This is a genomic window from Streptomyces sp. NBC_00435, assembly GCF_036014235.1.
Classification (GTDB): Bacteria; Actinomycetota; Actinomycetes; order Streptomycetales; family Streptomycetaceae; genus Streptomyces.
The window spans coordinates 5,145,829-5,164,111 of record NZ_CP107924.1 but is presented as its reverse complement, the minus strand read 5'-3'; the positions used below and the strand labels follow the sequence as shown (position 1 = coordinate 5,164,111).

General features: G+C 71.8%; 18 protein-coding genes. 8 read left to right on the top strand and 10 right to left on the bottom strand.

Annotated elements, in window-relative coordinates:
* Positions 1–183 precede the first annotated feature (183 nt).
* A complete protein-coding gene (locus OG389_RS23835) occupies positions 184–1,464 on the bottom strand; it encodes a L,D-transpeptidase (protein WP_328300473.1) in 1,281 nt (426 codons plus the stop codon).
* Positions 1,465–1,579: 115 nt separating this feature from the next.
* Positions 1,580–1,921: a hypothetical protein gene (locus tag OG389_RS23830; RefSeq protein ID WP_328300472.1), complete on the bottom strand. Its 342-nt coding sequence runs from the start codon at positions 1,919–1,921 to the stop codon at positions 1,580–1,582.
* Between the two features lie 107 nt (positions 1,922–2,028).
* Here OG389_RS23830 and OG389_RS23825 point away from each other — a divergent pair, with 107 nt between their 5' ends.
* Positions 2,029–2,319 carry a hypothetical protein gene (locus tag OG389_RS23825; protein ID WP_328300471.1) on the top strand — a complete coding sequence of 97 codons (291 nt, stop codon included), beginning with the start codon at positions 2,029–2,031 and terminating at the stop codon, positions 2,317–2,319.
* Positions 2,320–2,398: 79 nt separating this feature from the next.
* On the opposite strand, the gene hutH is transcribed toward OG389_RS23825, so the two are convergent.
* The 5 genes from hutH to OG389_RS23800 all read right to left on the bottom strand — a co-directional run bounded on the left by hutH (position 2,399) and on the right by OG389_RS23800 (position 8,411).
* A complete protein-coding gene (gene hutH, locus OG389_RS23820; protein WP_328304033.1) occupies positions 2,399–3,940 on the bottom strand; it encodes a histidine ammonia-lyase in 1,542 nt (513 codons plus the stop codon).
* A gap of 222 nt (positions 3,941–4,162) precedes the next feature.
* On the bottom strand, positions 4,163–5,281 hold the full coding sequence (locus tag OG389_RS23815) for a GGDEF domain-containing protein (protein WP_328300470.1): 1,119 nt from the start codon (positions 5,279–5,281) through the stop codon (positions 4,163–4,165).
* Between the two features lie 109 nt (positions 5,282–5,390).
* Positions 5,391–6,173: an enoyl-CoA hydratase/isomerase family protein gene (locus OG389_RS23810; protein ID WP_328300469.1), complete on the bottom strand. Its 783-nt coding sequence runs from the start codon at positions 6,171–6,173 to the stop codon at positions 5,391–5,393.
* A 26-nt stretch (positions 6,174–6,199) separates the two neighbouring features.
* Complete coding sequence (locus OG389_RS23805) at positions 6,200–7,396, bottom strand: adenylate/guanylate cyclase domain-containing protein (protein WP_328300468.1); 1,197 nt, start codon at positions 7,394–7,396, stop codon at positions 6,200–6,202.
* 136 nt (positions 7,397–7,532) lie between these two features.
* A complete protein-coding gene (locus OG389_RS23800) occupies positions 7,533–8,411 on the bottom strand; it encodes a biotin--[acetyl-CoA-carboxylase] ligase (protein WP_328300467.1) in 879 nt (292 codons plus the stop codon).
* Between the two features lie 131 nt (positions 8,412–8,542).
* On the opposite strand from OG389_RS23800, the gene OG389_RS23795 reads away from it, so the two are divergent.
* From OG389_RS23795 to OG389_RS23780, 4 genes are all read left to right on the top strand, one after another.
* The gene (locus OG389_RS23795; protein ID WP_328300466.1) at positions 8,543–10,138 is read left to right on the top strand and encodes an acyl-CoA carboxylase subunit beta; all 1,596 of its coding nucleotides are present in this window, start codon (positions 8,543–8,545) and stop codon (positions 10,136–10,138) included.
* A 19-nt stretch (positions 10,139–10,157) separates the two neighbouring features.
* Positions 10,158–10,367: an acyl-CoA carboxylase epsilon subunit gene (locus tag OG389_RS23790; protein ID WP_328300465.1), complete on the top strand. Its 210-nt coding sequence runs from the start codon at positions 10,158–10,160 to the stop codon at positions 10,365–10,367.
* 85 nt (positions 10,368–10,452) lie between these two features.
* Complete coding sequence (mmpB, locus tag OG389_RS23785) at positions 10,453–10,587, top strand: morphogenic membrane protein MmpB (protein ID WP_302169215.1); 135 nt, start codon at positions 10,453–10,455, stop codon at positions 10,585–10,587.
* Positions 10,588–10,640: 53 nt separating this feature from the next.
* Positions 10,641–11,249, top strand: a complete 609-nt coding sequence (locus OG389_RS23780) for a Maf family protein (protein WP_443059327.1) — start codon at positions 10,641–10,643, stop codon at positions 11,247–11,249.
* Here OG389_RS23780 and OG389_RS23775 read toward each other — a convergent pair.
* Positions 11,230–11,769 (bottom strand): hypothetical protein, encoded by a 540-nt coding sequence (locus tag OG389_RS23775; protein WP_328300462.1) that lies wholly within the window; start codon positions 11,767–11,769, stop codon positions 11,230–11,232. The two genes, OG389_RS23780 and OG389_RS23775, sit on opposite strands and share 20 nt — an antisense overlap.
* Before the next feature lie 396 nt (positions 11,770–12,165).
* On the opposite strand from OG389_RS23775, the gene OG389_RS23770 reads away from it, so the two are divergent.
* Complete coding sequence (locus tag OG389_RS23770; RefSeq protein WP_328300461.1) at positions 12,166–13,920, top strand: acetyl/propionyl/methylcrotonyl-CoA carboxylase subunit alpha; 1,755 nt, start codon at positions 12,166–12,168, stop codon at positions 13,918–13,920.
* A gap of 173 nt (positions 13,921–14,093) precedes the next feature.
* Here OG389_RS23770 and OG389_RS23765 read toward each other — a convergent pair whose 3' ends face one another.
* Together OG389_RS23765 and OG389_RS23760 are read right to left on the bottom strand one after the other, a co-directional pair.
* Positions 14,094–15,041: a DeoR/GlpR family DNA-binding transcription regulator gene (locus OG389_RS23765; RefSeq protein WP_328300460.1), complete on the bottom strand. Its 948-nt coding sequence runs from the start codon at positions 15,039–15,041 to the stop codon at positions 14,094–14,096.
* 176 nt (positions 15,042–15,217) lie between these two features.
* Positions 15,218–16,657 (bottom strand): NAD(P)H-quinone dehydrogenase, encoded by a 1,440-nt coding sequence (locus tag OG389_RS23760; RefSeq protein ID WP_328300459.1) that lies wholly within the window; start codon positions 16,655–16,657, stop codon positions 15,218–15,220.
* A 198-nt stretch (positions 16,658–16,855) separates the two neighbouring features.
* Here OG389_RS23760 and OG389_RS23755 point away from each other — a divergent pair, with 198 nt between their 5' ends.
* Both OG389_RS23755 and OG389_RS23750 read left to right on the top strand, forming a co-directional pair.
* A complete protein-coding gene (locus OG389_RS23755; RefSeq protein ID WP_112449900.1) occupies positions 16,856–17,293 on the top strand; it encodes a gamma-glutamylcyclotransferase in 438 nt (145 codons plus the stop codon).
* Positions 17,294–17,458: 165 nt separating this feature from the next.
* Positions 17,459–18,265 carry a purine-nucleoside phosphorylase gene (locus tag OG389_RS23750; RefSeq protein WP_328300458.1) on the top strand — a complete coding sequence of 269 codons (807 nt, stop codon included), beginning with the start codon at positions 17,459–17,461 and terminating at the stop codon, positions 18,263–18,265.
* The last annotated feature ends 18 nt before the right edge of the window (positions 18,266–18,283 follow it).

Here is an 18,283-nt window from a genome sequence, read left to right as displayed (position 1 = left end):
AACCCTTCCGGTCACAGCACCGGACCGCGGCGCGGCGGGGCGCCCAGGGGCACGGCCTTGTCATGGTTGCCGGTCGGCCCGCCGGCCATCGGATGGGAACGCGAACGGCGGGGAGCCCCTGACCGGGACTCCCCGCCGTCCGTCGCGGGGTTCAGCTCTTCCGTCGGCGCGCCCGCGGGCGGGTCAGGAGGCCGCGCCCGCCTTCCAGTCCGTCCAGCTCATGTTCCAGCCGTTGAGGCCGTTGTCCGGCTTGATGGTCTTGTCCGGGGAGTTGACGACCGTGACGACGTCTCCGATGAGGGAGTTGTCGTAGAACCAGGCCGCGGGCTGGTTCGGGTCGTTCGCGCCCTTGGCGTCGTTGAGGCCGACACAGCCGTGGCTGGTGTTGACGCTGCCGAAGATCGAGTCCGATCCCCAGTAGTTGCCGTGCACGAAGGTGCCGGAGTTCGACAGGCGCATCGCGTGCGGTACGTCCTTGATGTCGTACTCGCCCTTGCCGTCGTCGTCCGTGAAGCCGACGGTGGCGCCGTTCATCCGGGTCTCCTTGAACTTCTCGGAGATCACCATCTGACCGTTGTACGTCGGGTTCTGCGGGGAGCCCGCCGAGATCAGGATGGTCTTGAGGACCGCGCCGTCCCGGGTGACGACCATCTTCTTCGTCTTCGCGTCGACGGTGGAGACCTGGCTCCGGCCGATCTTGAAGGTGACGGTCTTGTTCTGCACGCCCTGGATGCCGGGGCTGCCCTGGACCCCGTCCAGCGCCAGCTTCAGCGTGACCGTGGAGTTCGCCTGCCAGTACTGCTCGGGGCGGAAGTCCAGCCGCTGCGGGCTGAACCAGTGGCCCACGACCTCCTGGCCGCTGGTGGAGGTGACCGTGATGCCCGCCTGGACGGCCTTCTTGTCCTTGATCGGCTTGTTGAAGGTGATCGAGACCGGCATGCCCACGCCGACGGTCTGGCCCTCGTCCGGTATGAACGAGCCGACGAAGCTGTTCTCCGGGGAGATGGTGGTGAAGGAGGCGTTCTCGTGCGCCTCACGGCCCGCGTCGTCCTTCGCGGTCGCCGACAGCGCGTACTTGGTCGAGCGCTTCAGCGCGCCGTCCGGCTTCCAGCTCTTGCCGTCGGAGGCTATCTTGCCCGCCACCGCCGTGCCCTCGGAGCTCTTCAGCTCGACCTGGGTCAGGGTGCCGTCAGTGACGGCCACGCTGGCCGCGTCGTTCAGGCCGACGTTGGTGGCGCCGTCCTTGGGCGTGATGGCTATCTTGGCCTTCGAGGCGTCCTTCGCGGCCGCCGCGTCGACGTCGGCCTGGGATTTGGCCGAGGCCTCACCGTTGCCCTTGGGCGTGCTGCCGCCGTCACCGGAGTCGTTGCACCCCGCGAGCACCAGTACGCCACCCAGTACGGCGGATATGGCCACCAGGGACCTTCTCCGCCGCTTGCTGTCCGTCCTCACACGCCACTCCATCGTTGCCGGAACCCCGATTTCCCCGGACAGGGGGGCGTGCCCCCCTGCCCCGTCCTGACAACGCATTACACCCCGGCGGCCGCCACATTCCGTTCGAATGTGGTCAACCCCACCGTCAGGCGCTGTCAGTCTCTTCGTCGAAGTCCCCATCTTCCTCGTCCAGGTCCCACTCCATGGACTCGGGGTCGTATTCCACCGGCTCGCTGCTCCAGGAGGCCTGCGCGAGCTCCACCCCGGGGATCTCCGCGACCAGGTCGGTGGGGTCCACCAGGTAGGCCAAGGCCTCCGACACGTCCTCGCGGACCGCCGCCTCGGCGTGGCCGCGCTCCTCGTCCGGCATGAACTCGTCGGCCTTGATGTGCGCGAGTGCGGCTCCGGTGAGCGCGTCCACGTCGGGCACTTCGATGACCAAATCGACTCGAAGTCGGACGAAGCGTGAGGTCTCAGAAGGATTCATACGACGGAGAGTAATCCCGCGGGCGCCCCGACTTTCCCACGACCCGCCCCTTTCCGTAGCATCACCGCACACGGCCAATTCGCTTCTGCCACAAGGGGGATCGCACCGTGTCCGCACGTCGATCAACACTCACCGCTCTCGGAGCGACCACCCTCCTCGCCGTCCTGTGGTTCGTCCCCTCGGCCAACGCCACCGGGCCGGGGCACGCGAACGCCTCCTCCGCCGCGCCCGCCCCCGCGAACGACCGGCCCCAGGCCGCCGCCGCGTCCGGGCCCGCCCTGGAGCTGGCCGACACGGGCGGCGTGGACACCACCCCGTACCTGCTGGGCGGCACCCTCTGCCTGGGCGCCGGCGCCGGGTTCGTGGCCTTCTCCGTACGCCGCTCGCGGACGGTGTAGCCGGGGCCGCCTCCGGCGGACACGGGGGACGGACACGGGGGACGGACACGGCCCTCGGTCACTTCCGCTCCCGCGGTTCTCAGGCGAGGGGGCCCGTGACGGACTCCACGGCGTCCACGAGCGCACCCGAACGGACGAAGGCGTCCGCGGCCGCCAGGTCGGGGGCGAGGAAACGGTCCGGCCCGGGACCCTCCACACCCGCCGCACGCGCCGCCGCGATGGCGGCCCGGCTGGCCGGGGCCGGGGTGAGCCCGTGGCGCAGCTCGATGGCGCGGGTGGCCGCGTACATCTCGATGGCGATGATCCGGGTGAGGTTGTCGACGGCGGTACGGAGCTTGCGCGCGGCCGACCAGCCCATCGAGACGTGGTCCTCCTGCATGGCGGAGGAGGGGATCGAGTCGGCGGAGGCGGGGACCGCGAGCCGCTTCATCTCGCTGACCAGGGCGGCCTGCGTGTATTGGGCGATCATGAGCCCCGAGTCAACGCCGGCGTCGTCCGCGAGGAAGGGCGGCAGGCCGTGGCTGCGGTTCTTGTCGAGCAGCCGGTCGGTGCGGCGCTCGGCGATCGAGCCGAGGTCCGCGGCGGCGATGGCCAGGAAGTCCAGGACGTACGCGACCGGGGCGCCGTGGAAGTTGCCGTTGGACTCCACGCGCCCGTCGGGCAGGACCACCGGGTTGTCGACGGCGGCGGCCAGCTCGCGCGAGGCGACGAGGGCGGCGTGCGCCATGGTGTCGCGGCCCGCGCCGGCGACCTGGGGGGCGCAGCGCACGGAGTAGGCGTCCTGGACGCGCGGGGCGGTCTCCTCCTGGAAGTGGCGGACGAGCCCGGAGTCCTTCAGGACGGCGGCCATGTTCGCGGCGGAGACACCCTGCCCGGGGTGCGGGCGGATGGCGTGCAGCTCGGGCTGGAGGACCTTCTCCGTGCCGAGCAGCGCCTCCAGGGTCAGGGCGGCGGTGATGTCGGCGGCGGTGTACAGCTTGCCGAGGTCGGCGAGGGCCATGACCAGCATGCCGAGCATGCCGTCGGTGCCGTTGAGGAGGGCGAGGCCCTCCTTCTCGCGGAGCTCGACGGGCTCGATCCCGGCCTCGGCGAGCAGTTCCCCGGCGGGGCGCACGACCCCGTCGGGGCCTTCCGCGTCGCCCTCGCCCATGAGCGCGAGCGCGCAGTGGGACAGCGGGGCGAGGTCGCCGGAGCAGCCGAGGGAGCCGTACTCGTGCACGACGGGGGTGATCCCGGCGTTCAGGACATCGGCCATGGTCTGCGCGACGGACGGGCGCACGCCGGTGTGGCCGGAGGCCACGGTCTTGAGCCGCAGGAACATCAGCGCGCGCACGACCTCCCGCTCGACGCGCGGGCCCATGCCGGCGGCGTGCGAACGGACGATGTTGCGCTGGAGCTGCGCGCGCAGCTCGGGGCTGATGTGCCGGGAGGCGAGCGCCCCGAACCCGGTGGACACCCCGTAGACGGGCTCGGGCTTCGCGGCGAGCGCGTCCACGATCTCGCGGGCCCGCGCCAGCGCGGCGAGCGCCTCGCCGGAGAGCTCGATGCGGGCGTTGCCGCGGGCGACGGCGATGACGTCCTCAGCGGTGGTCCCGGACGTTCCCACCACGACAGTGTGCATATCCATATTCAGCACCCTACGGACTGAATCCCTTCATGTCACTCCCTCTCGAGCCACCACTCGAACACCTCGGCCCGGCAGGACCTGAGGATCGCCTCGGGGTCCGCGGCGCAGCCCCAGGAGCCCGGAGCGGCAACAGCGGAAACAGCTGCGGAAGCGGAAGCGGCAGCCGCAGCCGCAGCCGCAGCCGCAGCCGCAGCCGCAGCCGCAGCCGGCCAACGGCTACGCGCGGCCCCGGAAGCGGCGGCGTTCCCCCGGGCCGCCCGGCTCGGCGTCCGCGAGGCGGACCACGGCGGTGTCCCGCCCCGCCACCACCGGCTTCGCCGACCGCGCCGCCTTCGCCTTGTACTGCGCCGCGTCGGCCAGCCGGAACAGCCTCCGCGAGGACTTCACCGGCCCGATCGGATCCCCCGTGGACGCGACCCCGCAGGCGACCCCCTCGCCCAGCTCCAGCTCGGCGGCCCGCAGGCACACCTCCTCGGTGACCCGCACCACTTCGTCCGCCGAAGGACCCACGCTGACCAGGCAGAACTCATCGCCGCCCAGCCGCGCGACCAGCGCACCCGGCAGCATCGCCCCGCACAGGCTGAGCACCGAGCCGAAACGTTCCAGCAGCCGGTCGCCCATCGCGTGACCGAGCGTGTCGTTGACCTTCTTCAGCCCGTTCAGGTCACAGACCACCAGGCTGACCACGGTCACCGCCCCACCGCGGCGGTGCTCCTCCAGCGCTTCGTCGAGCCGCATGTCCACGGCCCGCCGGTTGGCCAGCCCGGTCAGCGGGTCGGTGAAGGCGAGCCTGCGCGCCTCCTCCAGCCGGTCGTTCTGCGCGAGCCCGGCCGCGACGACCGCCGCGAGGACGGTCGCGAACTCCGCGTCGTCCTCGTCGAAGTCCGCCATCCCCTCGTCCCGGGCCACGTACAGCTCGCCCCACGCCCGCCCGCTCAGCACGATCGGCGCGACCACGCACGTCCCGCGCCCGCGCCGGCGCAGCGCCTCGCCCCGGCGCCCGGGCCGGTCCCCGACCGCGCTGTCCACCCAGGCGTGGGGACCGCCTCCTCCCACCCAGCGTTCATGCAGGAACTCCGTGATCTCGGGGAAGTCGTGCACGGGATAGGACTCGTCCTCGGGGAACTCCTCCTCTCCGGCCCTGCGCTCCCCCTCGTTCACGAGCACCCGAAGGCACCCCCGCTCCCGCTCCCACGCGGAGATCGCGACGAAAGAGCCGTCCATCGCCAGCCGCGCGCCGCGCGCCGCGGCCCGGACACTGTCCCGCGGCGCGCACGCGGCCGCCATGGCCTGCGCGAGGCCCACAACGGCTCGGAGCCGCCCGTCAACACCCATCACCCCAGGTTAGGGAAGTTTGTCCGATTTGGTGATAATTGGCGCGACTTTCGGTGGCGCCAAGATCACGTGCGGTGACGGACCGGGTCGGATCAGGGCTCCCGGGGGATCACACCCCCGGCCACCGCGGCTTCCGCTTCTCGTTGAACGCCGCCACGCCCTCGGCCCGGTCCCCCGAGAAGGCCACCGTCCGCCAGGCCGCGTCCTCGATCTCCAGCCCCGCCGTCAGGTCCATCCCGTGCCCGAGTCGCAGCGCCCGCTTGGCCGCGCGCAGCCCGACCGGGGAGTTCGCCGCCATCGCGGCGGCCATCTCCAGCGCCGCGTCGCGGTCCGACCCCGCCGGGACCACCGAGTCCACCAGCCCCAGCGCGAGGGCCTCACCGGCCTCCACCCGCCGGGCGCTGAAGATGAGCTCCGCGGCCCGCGCCGCCCCCACCCGCCTGGGCAGCAGCTGCGTGCCCCCGCCACCCGGGATCACGCCCACCGACACCTCGGGCAGGCCGACCACCGCCGTCTCGTCGGCCACGATCACATCGCAGGCGAGGGCCAGCTCGAAGCCGCCGCCCAGGGCGAAGCCGTGCACCGCCGCGATCGTCGGCATCGGCAGCTCCAGTACGCCCCCGTACGCACCCCGCGTGGTCGGCCGCTGGCGCAGCAGCTCGGCGTCCGAGAACGAGTTGCGCTCCTTGAGGTCCGCGCCCACGCAGAACGCCCTCCCGGCGGTCGAGGAGAGCACGACCACCCGTACCGACGCGTCCGCGGCCAGCTCCGCACACGCCGCCCCGATGGCCCGCGCCATGTCCGTCGACACGGCGTTCATCGCCTTCGGCCGGTCCAGGACCAGCTCGGCGACCCCGCCCTCGTGCCGGCGCACAGTCACGAATTCAGACACAGGACGACCCTCCCGGTTAACGAACGTTACCCGGGGATCTTAGGGCTCCGCCGCGTCAGCGACCAGGGCTCCACGACCCCGAGGCCGCGCACCGGGCGCTGCCACATCGGCTGGAGCGCGAAGCGGTAGGCGCCGCCGCCCTCCTCGCTCTCGGCTTCCTTCTCCGACACCGGCGCCGCGCCCGTGCGGCCCAGTTCCTCGGCCATCGCCCCGTCCACCAGCACCGCGTCCTTCGGCGCTATCGACGTCAGCCGCGAGGCCAGGTTCACCGTGGTCCCGAAGACGTCGCCCATCCGGGTCGTCACCGTCCCGAAGGCGATCCCCACCCGCAGCTCCGGCATCTGCGGATCGGCCCCCATCGTCTCGATCAGCCGCAGCGCGATCTCCGCCGCCGTCGCCGCGTCGTCGGCGCAGTACAGCACCTCGTCGCCCAGCGTCTTGATCAGCCGGCCGCCGTGCGCCGCCACCAGGTCCGCCGACGTCGTCTCGAAGGACTCGACCAGCTCGCCGAGCTCCTCCTCCTCCAGCCGCCGCGTCAGGCGCGTGAAGCCCACCAGGTCGGCGAAGCCCACCGCGAGTCGCCGGTCGACCATCTCCTCGTCGTCCGCCACCTGCACGACCCGCCCGGTCGCGGCCGCCAGCTGGCGCCGCCACACGTAGACGAGGAACTCCTCCAGCTCCGGCAGCAACAGCTCGACCAGCGGGTACGTGACCTCGGTGCGGGTCATTCCCGGCTCAGGCGGCTCCGTCAGCCCCTCCAGGAAGGAGTCGATCTGCCACTCGGCGAGCCGCGCCGTGGTCTGCCCCGTGGACCGGGCCACCTGCACCGCCATCGGCTCGCTCAGCAGCCCGGCCTCGACCAGGCCCGCGAGCCGGCGCAGCGCCAGTACGTCCGCCTCCGTCAGGGCCTTGGCCTGGCCGATGTCCGCGAAGCCCATGGCCCGCCAGAAGCGGGAGGCGAGCTCCATCGAGACCCCGGCGCTGCGGGCGGCCTGGAAGGGGGTGTACCGGCGCTCGGCGCCCAGGATCAGCTGCTCCAGGCGGATGGCGAGCGGGTCGGCCGTCGGCTGGGCCGTGTGGTCGACCTCGTGGTGGGGAGTGTGCTGCTCGCGCCCGATCGGGCCGGCATGGACGCCGGAACCGCCCGCGCCGCCGGAACCGCCCGGACCGCCCGCCGCCGTTCCGGGGGCGGGCGCGTTGGACTGAGGGTCGTCGACGGTCAAGGGCCGCCTCCTGTCCATTCCGTGCGCACTGCCGAACCGGTTGATCACCGCGAGGACCGGGATCGCCTAAACCATACGGCAGGTGTGCCGTAGCTCACTCCCCTACTCCGTCACCCGGGGCAGTGCGTCCGGCGGGTCACCGCACGGACCGCAGATGGACGACGTCCCCCGCCCCCACGGCCTCCCGCTCCCCGTCCGCCGTCCGTACGACGAGCCGCCCGTCGGTGTCCACCGCTTCGGCCGTACCGGTGAGAGTGCGCCCGCCCGGCAGCTCGGCGCGCACGTGCCGGCCGAGGGTCGCGCAGCCCGCCGCGTACGTCTCCTGCAGACCGCTGGCCGCCGGATCGCCGCCGGCCGCGCGCCAGTCCCCGTACCACTGCTCCAGCGACCGCAGCACGGCCCTGAGCAGCGGGTCCCGGTCGGTGACGGAGGCCTTGGCCAGCACCAGGGACCCGGCGGTGTCCACCGGCAGCTCCCCGTCGGTCAGCGTCACGTTGAGCCCGATCCCGACGACCACCCCGTCGCCCACCCGCTCGGCGAGGATCCCGCCGGTCTTGCGCTCCTCCCCGTCCACCGCGACCAGCAGGTCGTTGGGCCACTTGAGGTGGGTCTCGACCCCGGCGGCGCGCGAGAGCCCGGCCGCGGTGGCCACCCCGGCCAGCAGCGTCAGCCACCCCCACCGTTCCTGCGGCACCGCGTGCCCGGGCTTGAGGAGTACGGAGAAGAACAGTCCGGAACGTGCGGGCGCGACCCAGCTCCGGTCGAGCCTGCCCCGTCCCGCGGTCTGCTCCTCGGCGACGAGCACGGCCCCCTCGGACAGCTGCGCGGCCCGTGCGGCGAGATCGCTGTTGGTCGACCCGGTCGAGGCCACCACCTCCAGCGAGGTCCACAGTCCGTCACCGGTCACGAGGGCCCGCCGCAGCGCGGCGGCGTTCAACGGCGGCCGGTCGAGGCTCGACCAGCGGCCCGCGGAAGCTCCGGTCGAAGCTCCGCCTGATGCATCTGAAGGCGTCATGCAACCCACAGTAGGTGTGTCAAACGCCGCACTGCCGAGCGCCATGCCCGCCGATACGCTACGCACCAGTAGCCAGTAGTAGTCATGTAAGTGACCAGGCAGTTGACACCACGCAGGGAGCCGCGACCCCGATGTCACAACCGTCAGAGCCGATCGACATGCACACCACCGCGGGGAAGATCGCGGATCTGCAGCGCCGCGTCGAGGAAGCCACTCATGCCGGGTCCGGGCGGGCGGTGGAGAAGCAGCACGCCAAGGGCAAGCTGACGGCGCGTGAGCGGGTGGCCCTGTTGCTGGACGAGGGGTCCTTCGTCGAGCTGGACGAGTTCGCCCGGCACCGCTCGACGAACTTCGGGCTGGAGAAGACCCGGCCCTACGGGGACGGCGTCGTGACCGGTTACGGCACCGTGGACGGGCGCCCCGTCGCCCTGTTCTCCCAGGACTTCACCGTCTTCGGCGGGGCCCTCGGTGAGGTCTACGGCCAGAAGATCATGAAGGTCATGGACTTCGCGCTGAAGACCGGCTGCCCGCTGGTCGGAATCAACGACTCCGGTGGCGCCCGCATCCAGGAGGGCGTCAGCGCGCTCGGCATGTACGGCGAGATCTTCCGCCGCAACGTGCACGCCTCCGGCGTGATCCCGCAGATCAGCCTGGTCGTCGGGCCCTGCGCCGGCGGAGCCGTGTACTCCCCCGCCATCACCGACTTCACGGTCATGGTCGACCAGACCTCGCACATGTTCATCACCGGCCCGGACGTCATCAAGACGGTCACCGGTGAGGACGTCGGCTTCGAGGAGCTGGGCGGGGCGCGCACGCACAACAGCACGTCCGGCGTCGCGCACCACATGGCGGGTGACGAGAAGGACGCCATCGAGTACGTGAAGTCGCTCCTCTCCTACCTCCCGTCGAACAACCTCTCCGAGCCCCCGGCCTTCCCCGAGGAGGCCGACACCGAGGTCTCCGGGACCGACCTCGAGCTCGACGTCCTCATCCCGGACAGCGCGAACCAGCCGTACGACATGCACACCGTGATCGAGCACGTGCTCGACGACGCGGAGTTCCTGGAGACCCAGTCGCTGTTCGCGCCGAACATCCTCACCGGCTTCGGCCGCGTCGAGGGCCACCCGGTGGGGGTCGTCGCCAACCAGCCGATGCAGTTCGCCGGCTGTCTGGACATCGACGCCTCCGAGAAGGCGGCCCGCTTCGTACGAACCTGCGACGCCTTCAACATCCCGGTGCTGACCTTCGTCGACGTACCGGGCTTCCTGCCGGGCACGGACCAGGAGTACAACGGGATCATCCGGCGCGGCGCGAAGCTGATCTACGCGTACGCCGAGGCCACCGTCCCCCTGATCACCGTCATCACGCGCAAGGCCTTCGGCGGTGCCTACGATGTGATGGGCTCCAAGCACCTCGGTGCCGACCTGAACCTCGCCTGGCCGACCGCGCAGATCGCGGTCATGGGAGCCCAGGGCGCGGTGAACATCCTGCACCGCCGGGCCATCGCCGAGGCCGAGGAGGCCGGAACCGCCGAGGAGACCCGGGCGCGGCTCATCACCGAGTACGAGGACGCGCTGCTCAACCCGTACACGGCCGCCGAGCGCGGGTACATCGACGCGGTGACCATGCCGTCGCAGACCCGGGCGCACGTGGTCAAGGGGCTGCGGCAGCTGCGCACCAAGCGGGAGTCCCTGCCCCCGAAGAAGCACGGCAACATCCCCCTCTAGGGCGCTAGGAGGCAGTCCTGTGGTGATCAAGGTCGTCAAGGGGAATCCGACCCCCGAGGAGCTGGCCGCCGCACTGGCGGTGGTCCGAGCGCGCGCGGTGGCACTGGCGTCGGAGCCTCCGGGTGCGCAGCGGGTGGCCGACGCGTGGTCGGCGCCGGGCCGGGTGGCCCGGCGGACGCTGCCGCGCCCCGGGCCGGCCGCGTGGGGCCGTACGTACTGGCCCGCGTAGCTGGGCGAAGATGGCGCGAACCGCCTGTGGCGCCTGAGTACCCGTACTCAGGCGCCACAGGCGTCCCGGGGGCCAGGATCGGGGCATGCTCTGGTCAGACCCGAAGAACGAGCCGCCGAAGGACATGCGCGACGCGGCCGCGATGGTCCGGCGGATGACGGTGGTCGTCGTCATCGCGATGGTCGTCGTGGTCTACGTACTGGGCGTGGGCGGCTTCTGAACCGACCGCCGGGGCCGCCCGGGGCCCCGCCGGGCGCCCCTACGATGTCTGGCATGACTGCCGACGCCCGCCACGCCCTCGTCCTCGCCTCCGCCTCGCCCGCCCGGCTGAACCTGCTGCGGCAGGCCGGGCTCGCCCCGCACGTGATCGTCAGCGGCTTCGACGAGGACGCCCTCACCGCCGACTCCCCCGCCGAGCTGGCCCTCGCGCTGGCCGAGGCGAAGGCGGCCGTCGTGGCGGCCCTGGACGAGGCCGCGGGAGCCCTGGTGATCGGCTGCGACTCCGTCCTGGAACTGGACGGCGAGGCGCTGGGCAAGCCGGCGGACGCCGCGGAGGCCACGGCCCGCTGGAAGTCGATGCGCGGGCGCGCCGGGGTGCTGCGCACCGGGCACTGCGTGATCGACACGGCGACCGGGCGCCAGGTGTCGGCCACGGCGTCCACGACGGTCCGCTTCGGCGAGCCCTCGGACGCGGAGGTGGCGGCGTACGTGGCGAGCGGGGAGCCCCTGCACGTGGCGGGGGCGTTCACCCTGGACGGGCTGTCGGCGCCGTTCATCGACGGCATCGACGGGGATCACGGCAACGTGATCGGGATCTCCATGCCGCTGCTGCGCTCGCTGCTGAGCGAACTGGACGTGTCGATCACGGACTTGTGGGCTTGACGTCCCCGAAGTCCCCGAGCAGCGGGTGGGCCGGCGGCGCGTCCTGGATCCCGGGGCCGCCGCCGTCGCCCTCGCCCTCGCCGGACCCGGCCGCCGACGCCTTGGCCGCGTAGAGCGTCAGACTCAGCACCAGCAGGCACAGGATCAGCATCATCACCACGAAGGCGCCCCAGCCCACCAGGCCGACGACGAGGGCGCCGAGCAGTCCGTGGGTGACGGCGGCGGTGATGAGGACGACGCGCGCGAAAGTGCCGGGGGCCCGGTCGCGGATCGCGGCGAGGGCCAGGAACACCGCGCAGGCCAGCAGGAAGAGGGCCATGCCGGCCCCCATCGCATAGGTTGCCTTGGACATGACATCCGGGTCCATGCCCGCGATGGACATCTTCTGGTTCTCGGTGGTCCGGCCCAGCACGAGGTGGACGAAGGCGAGCGCCCCCGCCTCCACGACCAGTACGACCGCGGTCGCTCCGGCCACGGATCTGCGCAGCACCACGCCACCCACGCCACTCACACCAGCCACGACGCCCCCACCCCACAAGCACAAGCCTGTTCGACGCCTGGAGGCTACTAATGGGTAAACCTGCGGACAAGGGGCCGGGACCGCTTCGTTACGGTGGGCACATGCCCCGGGGTGGTCCGCCGCCCGCACGGCGTCCCGCGCGAGGAACGCGTGGGCCGTTCGTAGGGACTCGACAAAGAATCACCCGGGGCCGCTGACCCGCCGGACAGAGACCCTGACCACACGACAGGGTTACTGTGCAGTCGGGGATCCCCCTGACGTGGGGCACCACAAGGGTTTTCTCGACTCGGGGTCGACTCGAATCACACTCCGTGTGGGCAAGGTCACCACCGGGGAAGGGTCGAAAGGCCGTGTGGGCTGTCCCTAAACTCAGCTTGTTTCAAGGAGGGAGCCATCGTGCGCAAGGTGCTCATCGCCAACCGTGGCGAAATCGCAGTCCGCGTTGCTCGGGCCTGCCGGGATGCCGGGATCGCGAGCGTAGCCGTCTACGCCGACCCGGACCGGGACGCTCTGCACGTCCGCGCGGCCGACGAAGCTTTCGCGTTGGGCGGTGACACCCCGGCCGCCAGCTACCTGGACATCTCCAAGGTCCTGCAGGCCGCAGCCGATTCCGGTGCGGACGCCATCCATCCCGGATACGGCTTCCTCTCCGAGAACGCCGACTTCGCGCAGGCCGTCATCGACGCGGGCCTGACCTGGATCGGCCCGCCGCCGCAGGCGATCCGCGACCTCGGCGACAAGGTCGCCGCCCGGCACATCGCGCTGCGCGCCGGCGCGCCGCTCGTGGCCGGCACCCCCGACCCGGTCGCGGGTTCGGACGAGGTCGTCGCGTTCGCCAAGGAGCACGGCCTGCCGATCGCGATCAAGGCCGCCTTCGGCGGCGGCGGCCGCGGCCTGAAGGTCGCCCGCAACCTCGAGGAGATCCCGGAGCTCTACGACTCCGCGGTGCGCGAGGCCGTGGCCGCCTTCGGCCGCGGCGAGTGCTTCGTCGAGCAGTACCTCGACAAGCCGCGGCACGTGGAGACCCAGTGCCTGGCCGACTCCCACGGCAACGTGGTCGTCGTCTCCACCCGTGACTGCTCGCTCCAGCGCCGCCACCAGAAGCTGGTCGAGGAGGCCCCGGCGCCGTTCCTGACCGAGGCCCAGAACACCGAGCTGTACGCCGCGTCGAAGGCGATCCTGAAGGAGGCCGGCTACGTCGGCGCCGGCACGGTCGAGTTCCTCGTCTCGGCCGACGGCCTGATCTCCTTCCTGGAGGTCAACACCCGCCTCCAGGTCGAGCACCCGGTCACCGAAGAGGTCACCGGCATCGACCTGGTCCGCGAGATGTTCCGCATCGCGGACGGCGAGGAGCTCGGCTACGGGGACCCGGTCCTGCGCGGCCACTCCTTCGAGTTCCGCATCAACGGCGAGGACCCGGGCCGCGGCTTCCTGCCGGCGCCGGGCACGGTCACGAAGTTCGCCCCGCCGACCGGTCCGGGCGTCCGCCTCGACGCGGGCGTCGAGTCCGGCTCGGTCATCGGCCCGGCCTGGGACTCCCTGCTCGCCAAGCTCATCGTCACGGGTGCCACGCGCGAGCAGGCCCTGCAGCGGGCGGCGCGCGCGCTGGCCGAGTTCGAGGTGGAGGGCATGGCCACGGCCATCCCGTTCCACCGCGCGGTCGTCGCCGACCGGGCCTTCACCGCCGACCCGTTCACGATCCACACCCGCTGGATCGAGACCGAGTTCGTCAACGAGATCCCGGCGTTCGTGGTTCCCGCCGTGGACGACACCGAGGACGAGCCGGGCCGCGAGACGGTGGTCGTCGAGGTCGGCGGCAAGCGCCTGGAGGTCTCCCTCCCGTCCTCGCTGGGCATGACCCTGGCCCGTACGGCGGCCGCCGGCGGCGCGAAGCCCAAGCGCCGCGCGGCCAAGAAGTCCGGCCCGGCCGCCTCCGGCGACACCCTGGCCTCGCCCATGCAGGGCACGATCGTCAAGGTCGCGGTCGAGGAGGGCCAGCAGGTCAACGAGGGCGACCTGATCGTCGTCCTCGAGGCGATGAAGATGGAACAGCCGCTGAACGCGCACCGCTCGGGCACCATCGTGGGCCTCGCGGCGGAGGTCGGAGCGTCCCTCACCTCCGGCGCGGCCATCTGCGAGATCAAGGACTGACGTCCTGGCCGGGGTTCCGGGGCTCCCGCCCTGGAACCCCGCCCACCGTTCCCCGGGCTCCGCCCGGACCGCCGCGCCTCAAACGCCGGTGGGGCTGGATGAATCCAGCCCCACCGGCGTTTGAGGCGCGGCGGTCCGGGGGCAGCGCCCCCGGCAACGGCGCCGCAGGTGACCTACCGGCGCCTCAGGTCCGCGACCCGCGCACGCTCGGCCTGCTGCTCGTGCAACGGCCCCGCGCTGCGGAGCTGGGCCGTCGGCCCGCCCCGCCGCTGTACCGGGAGCGGGGACTCCCGGCGCGGGCGGCGCCCGGCCATCCCCTCACCACCGCCGGCGGCACCCGCTCCGCCCGCCACGGTGATCTGCACGCCCTGGTCCGCCAGCGCCTGCAACTCCGTACCGGCCCGGTCGTCGTGCGCCGGCGGCTCGTCCGTCACCAGCCGCGTGATCACGTCGGTCGGCACCGTCTGGAACATGGTGTCGGTCCCGAGCTTGGTGTGATCGGCCAGGACCACCACCTCGGCCGCCGCCTGCACCAGCGCCCGGTCCACGCTCGCGGAGAGCATGTTGGACGTGGACAGCCCGCGCTCGGCGGTGAGACCACTGCCGGACAGGAAGGCCCGCGAGACCCGCAGCCCCTGGAGGGACTGCTCGGCTCCGCTGCCGACCAGCGCGTAGTTGGAACCGCGCAGGGTTCCGCCCGTCATGACCACTTCCACCCGGTTCGCATGGGCCAGCGCCTGTGCGACGAGCAGCGAGTTGGTGACGACGGTGAGTCCGGGCACCCTGGCGAGCCGGCGGGCCAGCTCCTGGGTCGTGGTGCCGGCGCCGACGACGACGGCCTCGCCTTCTTCTACGAGGCCGGCCGCGACATCGGCGATGGCGGTCTTCTCCGCCGTCGCGAGATGGGACTTTTGCGGAAAGCCGGATTCACGCGTGAAACCGCCCGGCAGTACCGCACCGCCGTGCCGGCGGTCGAGGAGTCCTTCTGCCTCCAGTGCCCGCACGTCCCGCCGTACGGTCACTTCGGAGGTCTGGACGACGCGGGCGAGCTCCCGGAGCGATACCGCTCCGTTGGCCCGCACCATTTCGAGGATCAATTGGCGACGTTCTGCAGCGAACACGAAACTGACAGTAACCCGGACGACCGTCTGCTTTCAGCTCCTTGCACTGGAATTCCGAAGTTGTCCATACCGTGCGGCAGTTAGTGGTATACGCGGTCGGCCCGCCGCGCACATGCTCCGCGGCGGGCCGACCACCCAGCTCCAAAACCCTTGCGTACAAGGGCCGTTATCGGCACTTACGCCTCGTCGGCGGCCTTCCGCGTGTGCAACTGGCGCGCGACCTCGGCGATCGAACCCGACAGAGAGGGGTACACGGTGAACGCGTTTGCGATCTGCTCGACCGTCAGGTTGTTGTCGACGGCGATCGAGATCGGGTGGATGAGCTCGCTCGCGCGCGGCGAGACGACCACGCCGCCGACGACGATCCCGGTGCCCGGGCGGCAGAACAACTTCACGAAGCCGTCCCGGATGCCCTGCATCTTGGCCCGCGGGTTGCGCAGCAGCGGGAGCTTCACGACCCTGGCGTCGATCTTGCCGGAGTCCACGTCGGCCTGGGTGTAGCCGACGGTGGCGATCTCGGGGTCGGTGAAGACGTTCGACGAGACCGTCTTCAGGTTCAGCGGGGCCACCGCGTCACCGAGGAAGTGGTACATCGCGATCCGCCCCTGCATGGCGGCCACGGAGGCCAGGGCGAAGATCCCGGTCACGTCGCCGGCCGCGTACACGCCGGGCGAGGAGGTGCGCGAGACCTTGTCGGTCCAGATGTGCCCGGACTCCTTCAGCTTGACCCCGGACTCCTCCAGGTTCATGTTGCTGGTGTTCGGGATCGCGCCGACCGCCATCAGGCAGTGCGTACCGCTGATGACCCGGCCGTCGGAGAGGGTGACCTCGACCCGGTCGCCCACCCGCTTGGCGGACTCGGCGCGGGAGCGCCCGATGACGTTCATGCCGCGGCGGCGGAAGACGTCCTCCAGGACGGCGGCCGCGTCCGGGTCCTCGCCGGGCAGCACGCGGTCGCGGGAGGACACCAGGGTCACCCGGGAGCCGAGGGCCTGGTACGCGCCGGCGAACTCGGCGCCGGTCACGCCGGAGCCGACCACGATGAGCTCCTCCGGGAGCTCCTCGAGGTCGTACACCTGCGTCCAGTTCAGGATCCGCTCGCCGTCGGGCATCGCGTCGGGGATCTCGCGGGGGTGCCCGCCGGTCGCGATGAGCACGGCGTCGGCGGTGAGGATCGTCTCGGAGCCGTCGCCGGCGGTGACGATGACGTCGCGGGTGCCGTCGATGCCCTGCGGGCCGCCGAGCTTGGCGCGGCCCCGTACGACACGGGCGCCGGCCCGGGTGACGGAGGCGGTGATGTCGTGGGACTGGGCGAGCGCGAGGCGCTTGACCCGGCGGTTCACCTTGCCGAGGTCCACGCCGACGACGCGCGCGGCCTGCTCGATGTGCGGAGTGTCGTCGGCGACGACGATGCCGAGTTCCTCGTACGACGAGTCGAAGGTCGTCATGACCTCGGCGGTCGCGATGAGAGTCTTGGAGGGCACGCAGTCGGTGAGTACCGACGCGCCACCCAGACCGTCGCAGTCGACGACGGTCACCTCCGCGCCGAGCTGGGCCCCCACGAGGGCCGCCTCATACCCGCCTGGTCCGCCGCCGATGATCACGATCCGGGTCACGAAAACTCCGCCTCACGTCTACCCGGCCGGCTGCCGCCCCGGCCGGGGCTTCCGGGGGGTCTCCCCGGGGGATGCATTCCGTGCCCCATTGTCCCGCACGCATCAAGGTGCTTCACGCCCGGTCCCACCATCCGGGACGCCGGCCCCGCGCACGGCCGGGAGCGCGGCCGGGGCCGCCCCTCCCGTACCCTCGACCTCATGTCGCTCTACGCCGCGTACGCCGGCAACCTCGACCCGCGGCTGATGACGCGCCGCGCTCCGCATTCGCCGCTGCGCGGCACGGGCTGGATCAACGACTGGCGGCTGACCTTCGGCGGCGAGCAGATGGGCTGGGAGGGCGCGCTGGCGACGATCGTCGAAGCACCCCGCCACCAGGTCTTCGTCGCGCTGTACGACGTCGCGCCCCTGGACGAGGACTCCATGGACCGCTGGGAGGGCGTCGGGCTCGACATCTACCGTCGCATGCGGGTGCGCGTGCACACGCTGGACGGCGAGGAAGCGGCCTGGGTGTACGTACTCAACGGCTACGAGGGCGGCCTGCCCTCGGCGCGCTACCTGGGCGAGCTCGCCGACGCGGCCGAGTCCGCGGGCGCACCGCACGACTACGTGATGGAGCTGCGCAAGCGCCCCTGCTGAGGCAGCGCCCCCGGCAACGGCGCCGCACGGCCCCGCCCGGCCCGCTCCACTCCTCCCCGCCACTCCCCCTCGGGGACGATTCGGCGGAAACGACAAGACAACGATCCGAACACCGTGAGCTGCGCCATCTACGCGCGTAGGCCATCACCGGCTACGCTCGTCCGCGTGAACGCATCTGTTACCGAACCCTTCGCCGCCGCCGACGCCGCAGCCGCCCGCCTGCGCGAGCTGACCGGCGCCGAGACCCACGATGTCGCCCTCGTGATGGGCTCCGGGTGGGCCCCCGCCGCAGAGGCGCTCGGTGCGCCCGAGGCCGAGTTCCCGGTCACCGACCTGCCCGGCTTCCCGCCGCCCGCCGTCGAGGGCCACGGCGGCAAGATCCGCTCGTACAAGATCGGCGACAAGCGCGCGCTGCTCTTCCTCGGCCGGACCCACTACTACGAGGGCCGCGGCGTCGCCGCCGTCGCCCACGGTGTGCGCACCGCCGTCGCCGCGGGCTGCAAGACCGTCGTCCTGACCAACGGCTGCGGCGGTCTGCGCGAGGGCATGAAGCCCGGTCAGCCCGTGCTGATCAGCGACCACCTGAACCTGACCGCCACCTCGCCGATCGTCGGCGCGAACTTCGTGGACCTCACCGACCTGTACTCGCCGCGCCTGCGCGCGATGTGCAAGGAGATCGACGAGACCCTCGAAGAGGGCGTCTACGTGCAGTTCCCCGGCCCGCACTACGAGACCCCGGCCGAGATCAACATGATCCGCGTCATGGGCGCCGACCTGGTCGGCATGTCCACCGTGCTGGAGGCCATCGCCGCCCGTGAGGCCGGCGCCGAGGTGCTCGGCATCTCGCTGGTCACCAACCTGGCTGCGGGCATCTCCGGCGAGCCGCTGAACCACGAAGAGGTGCTCCAGGCCGGCCGCGACTCGGCCGCGCGCATGGGCAAGCTGCTGACCCAGGTCCTCGCCCGGATCTGATCGACCGACCGTACGAGA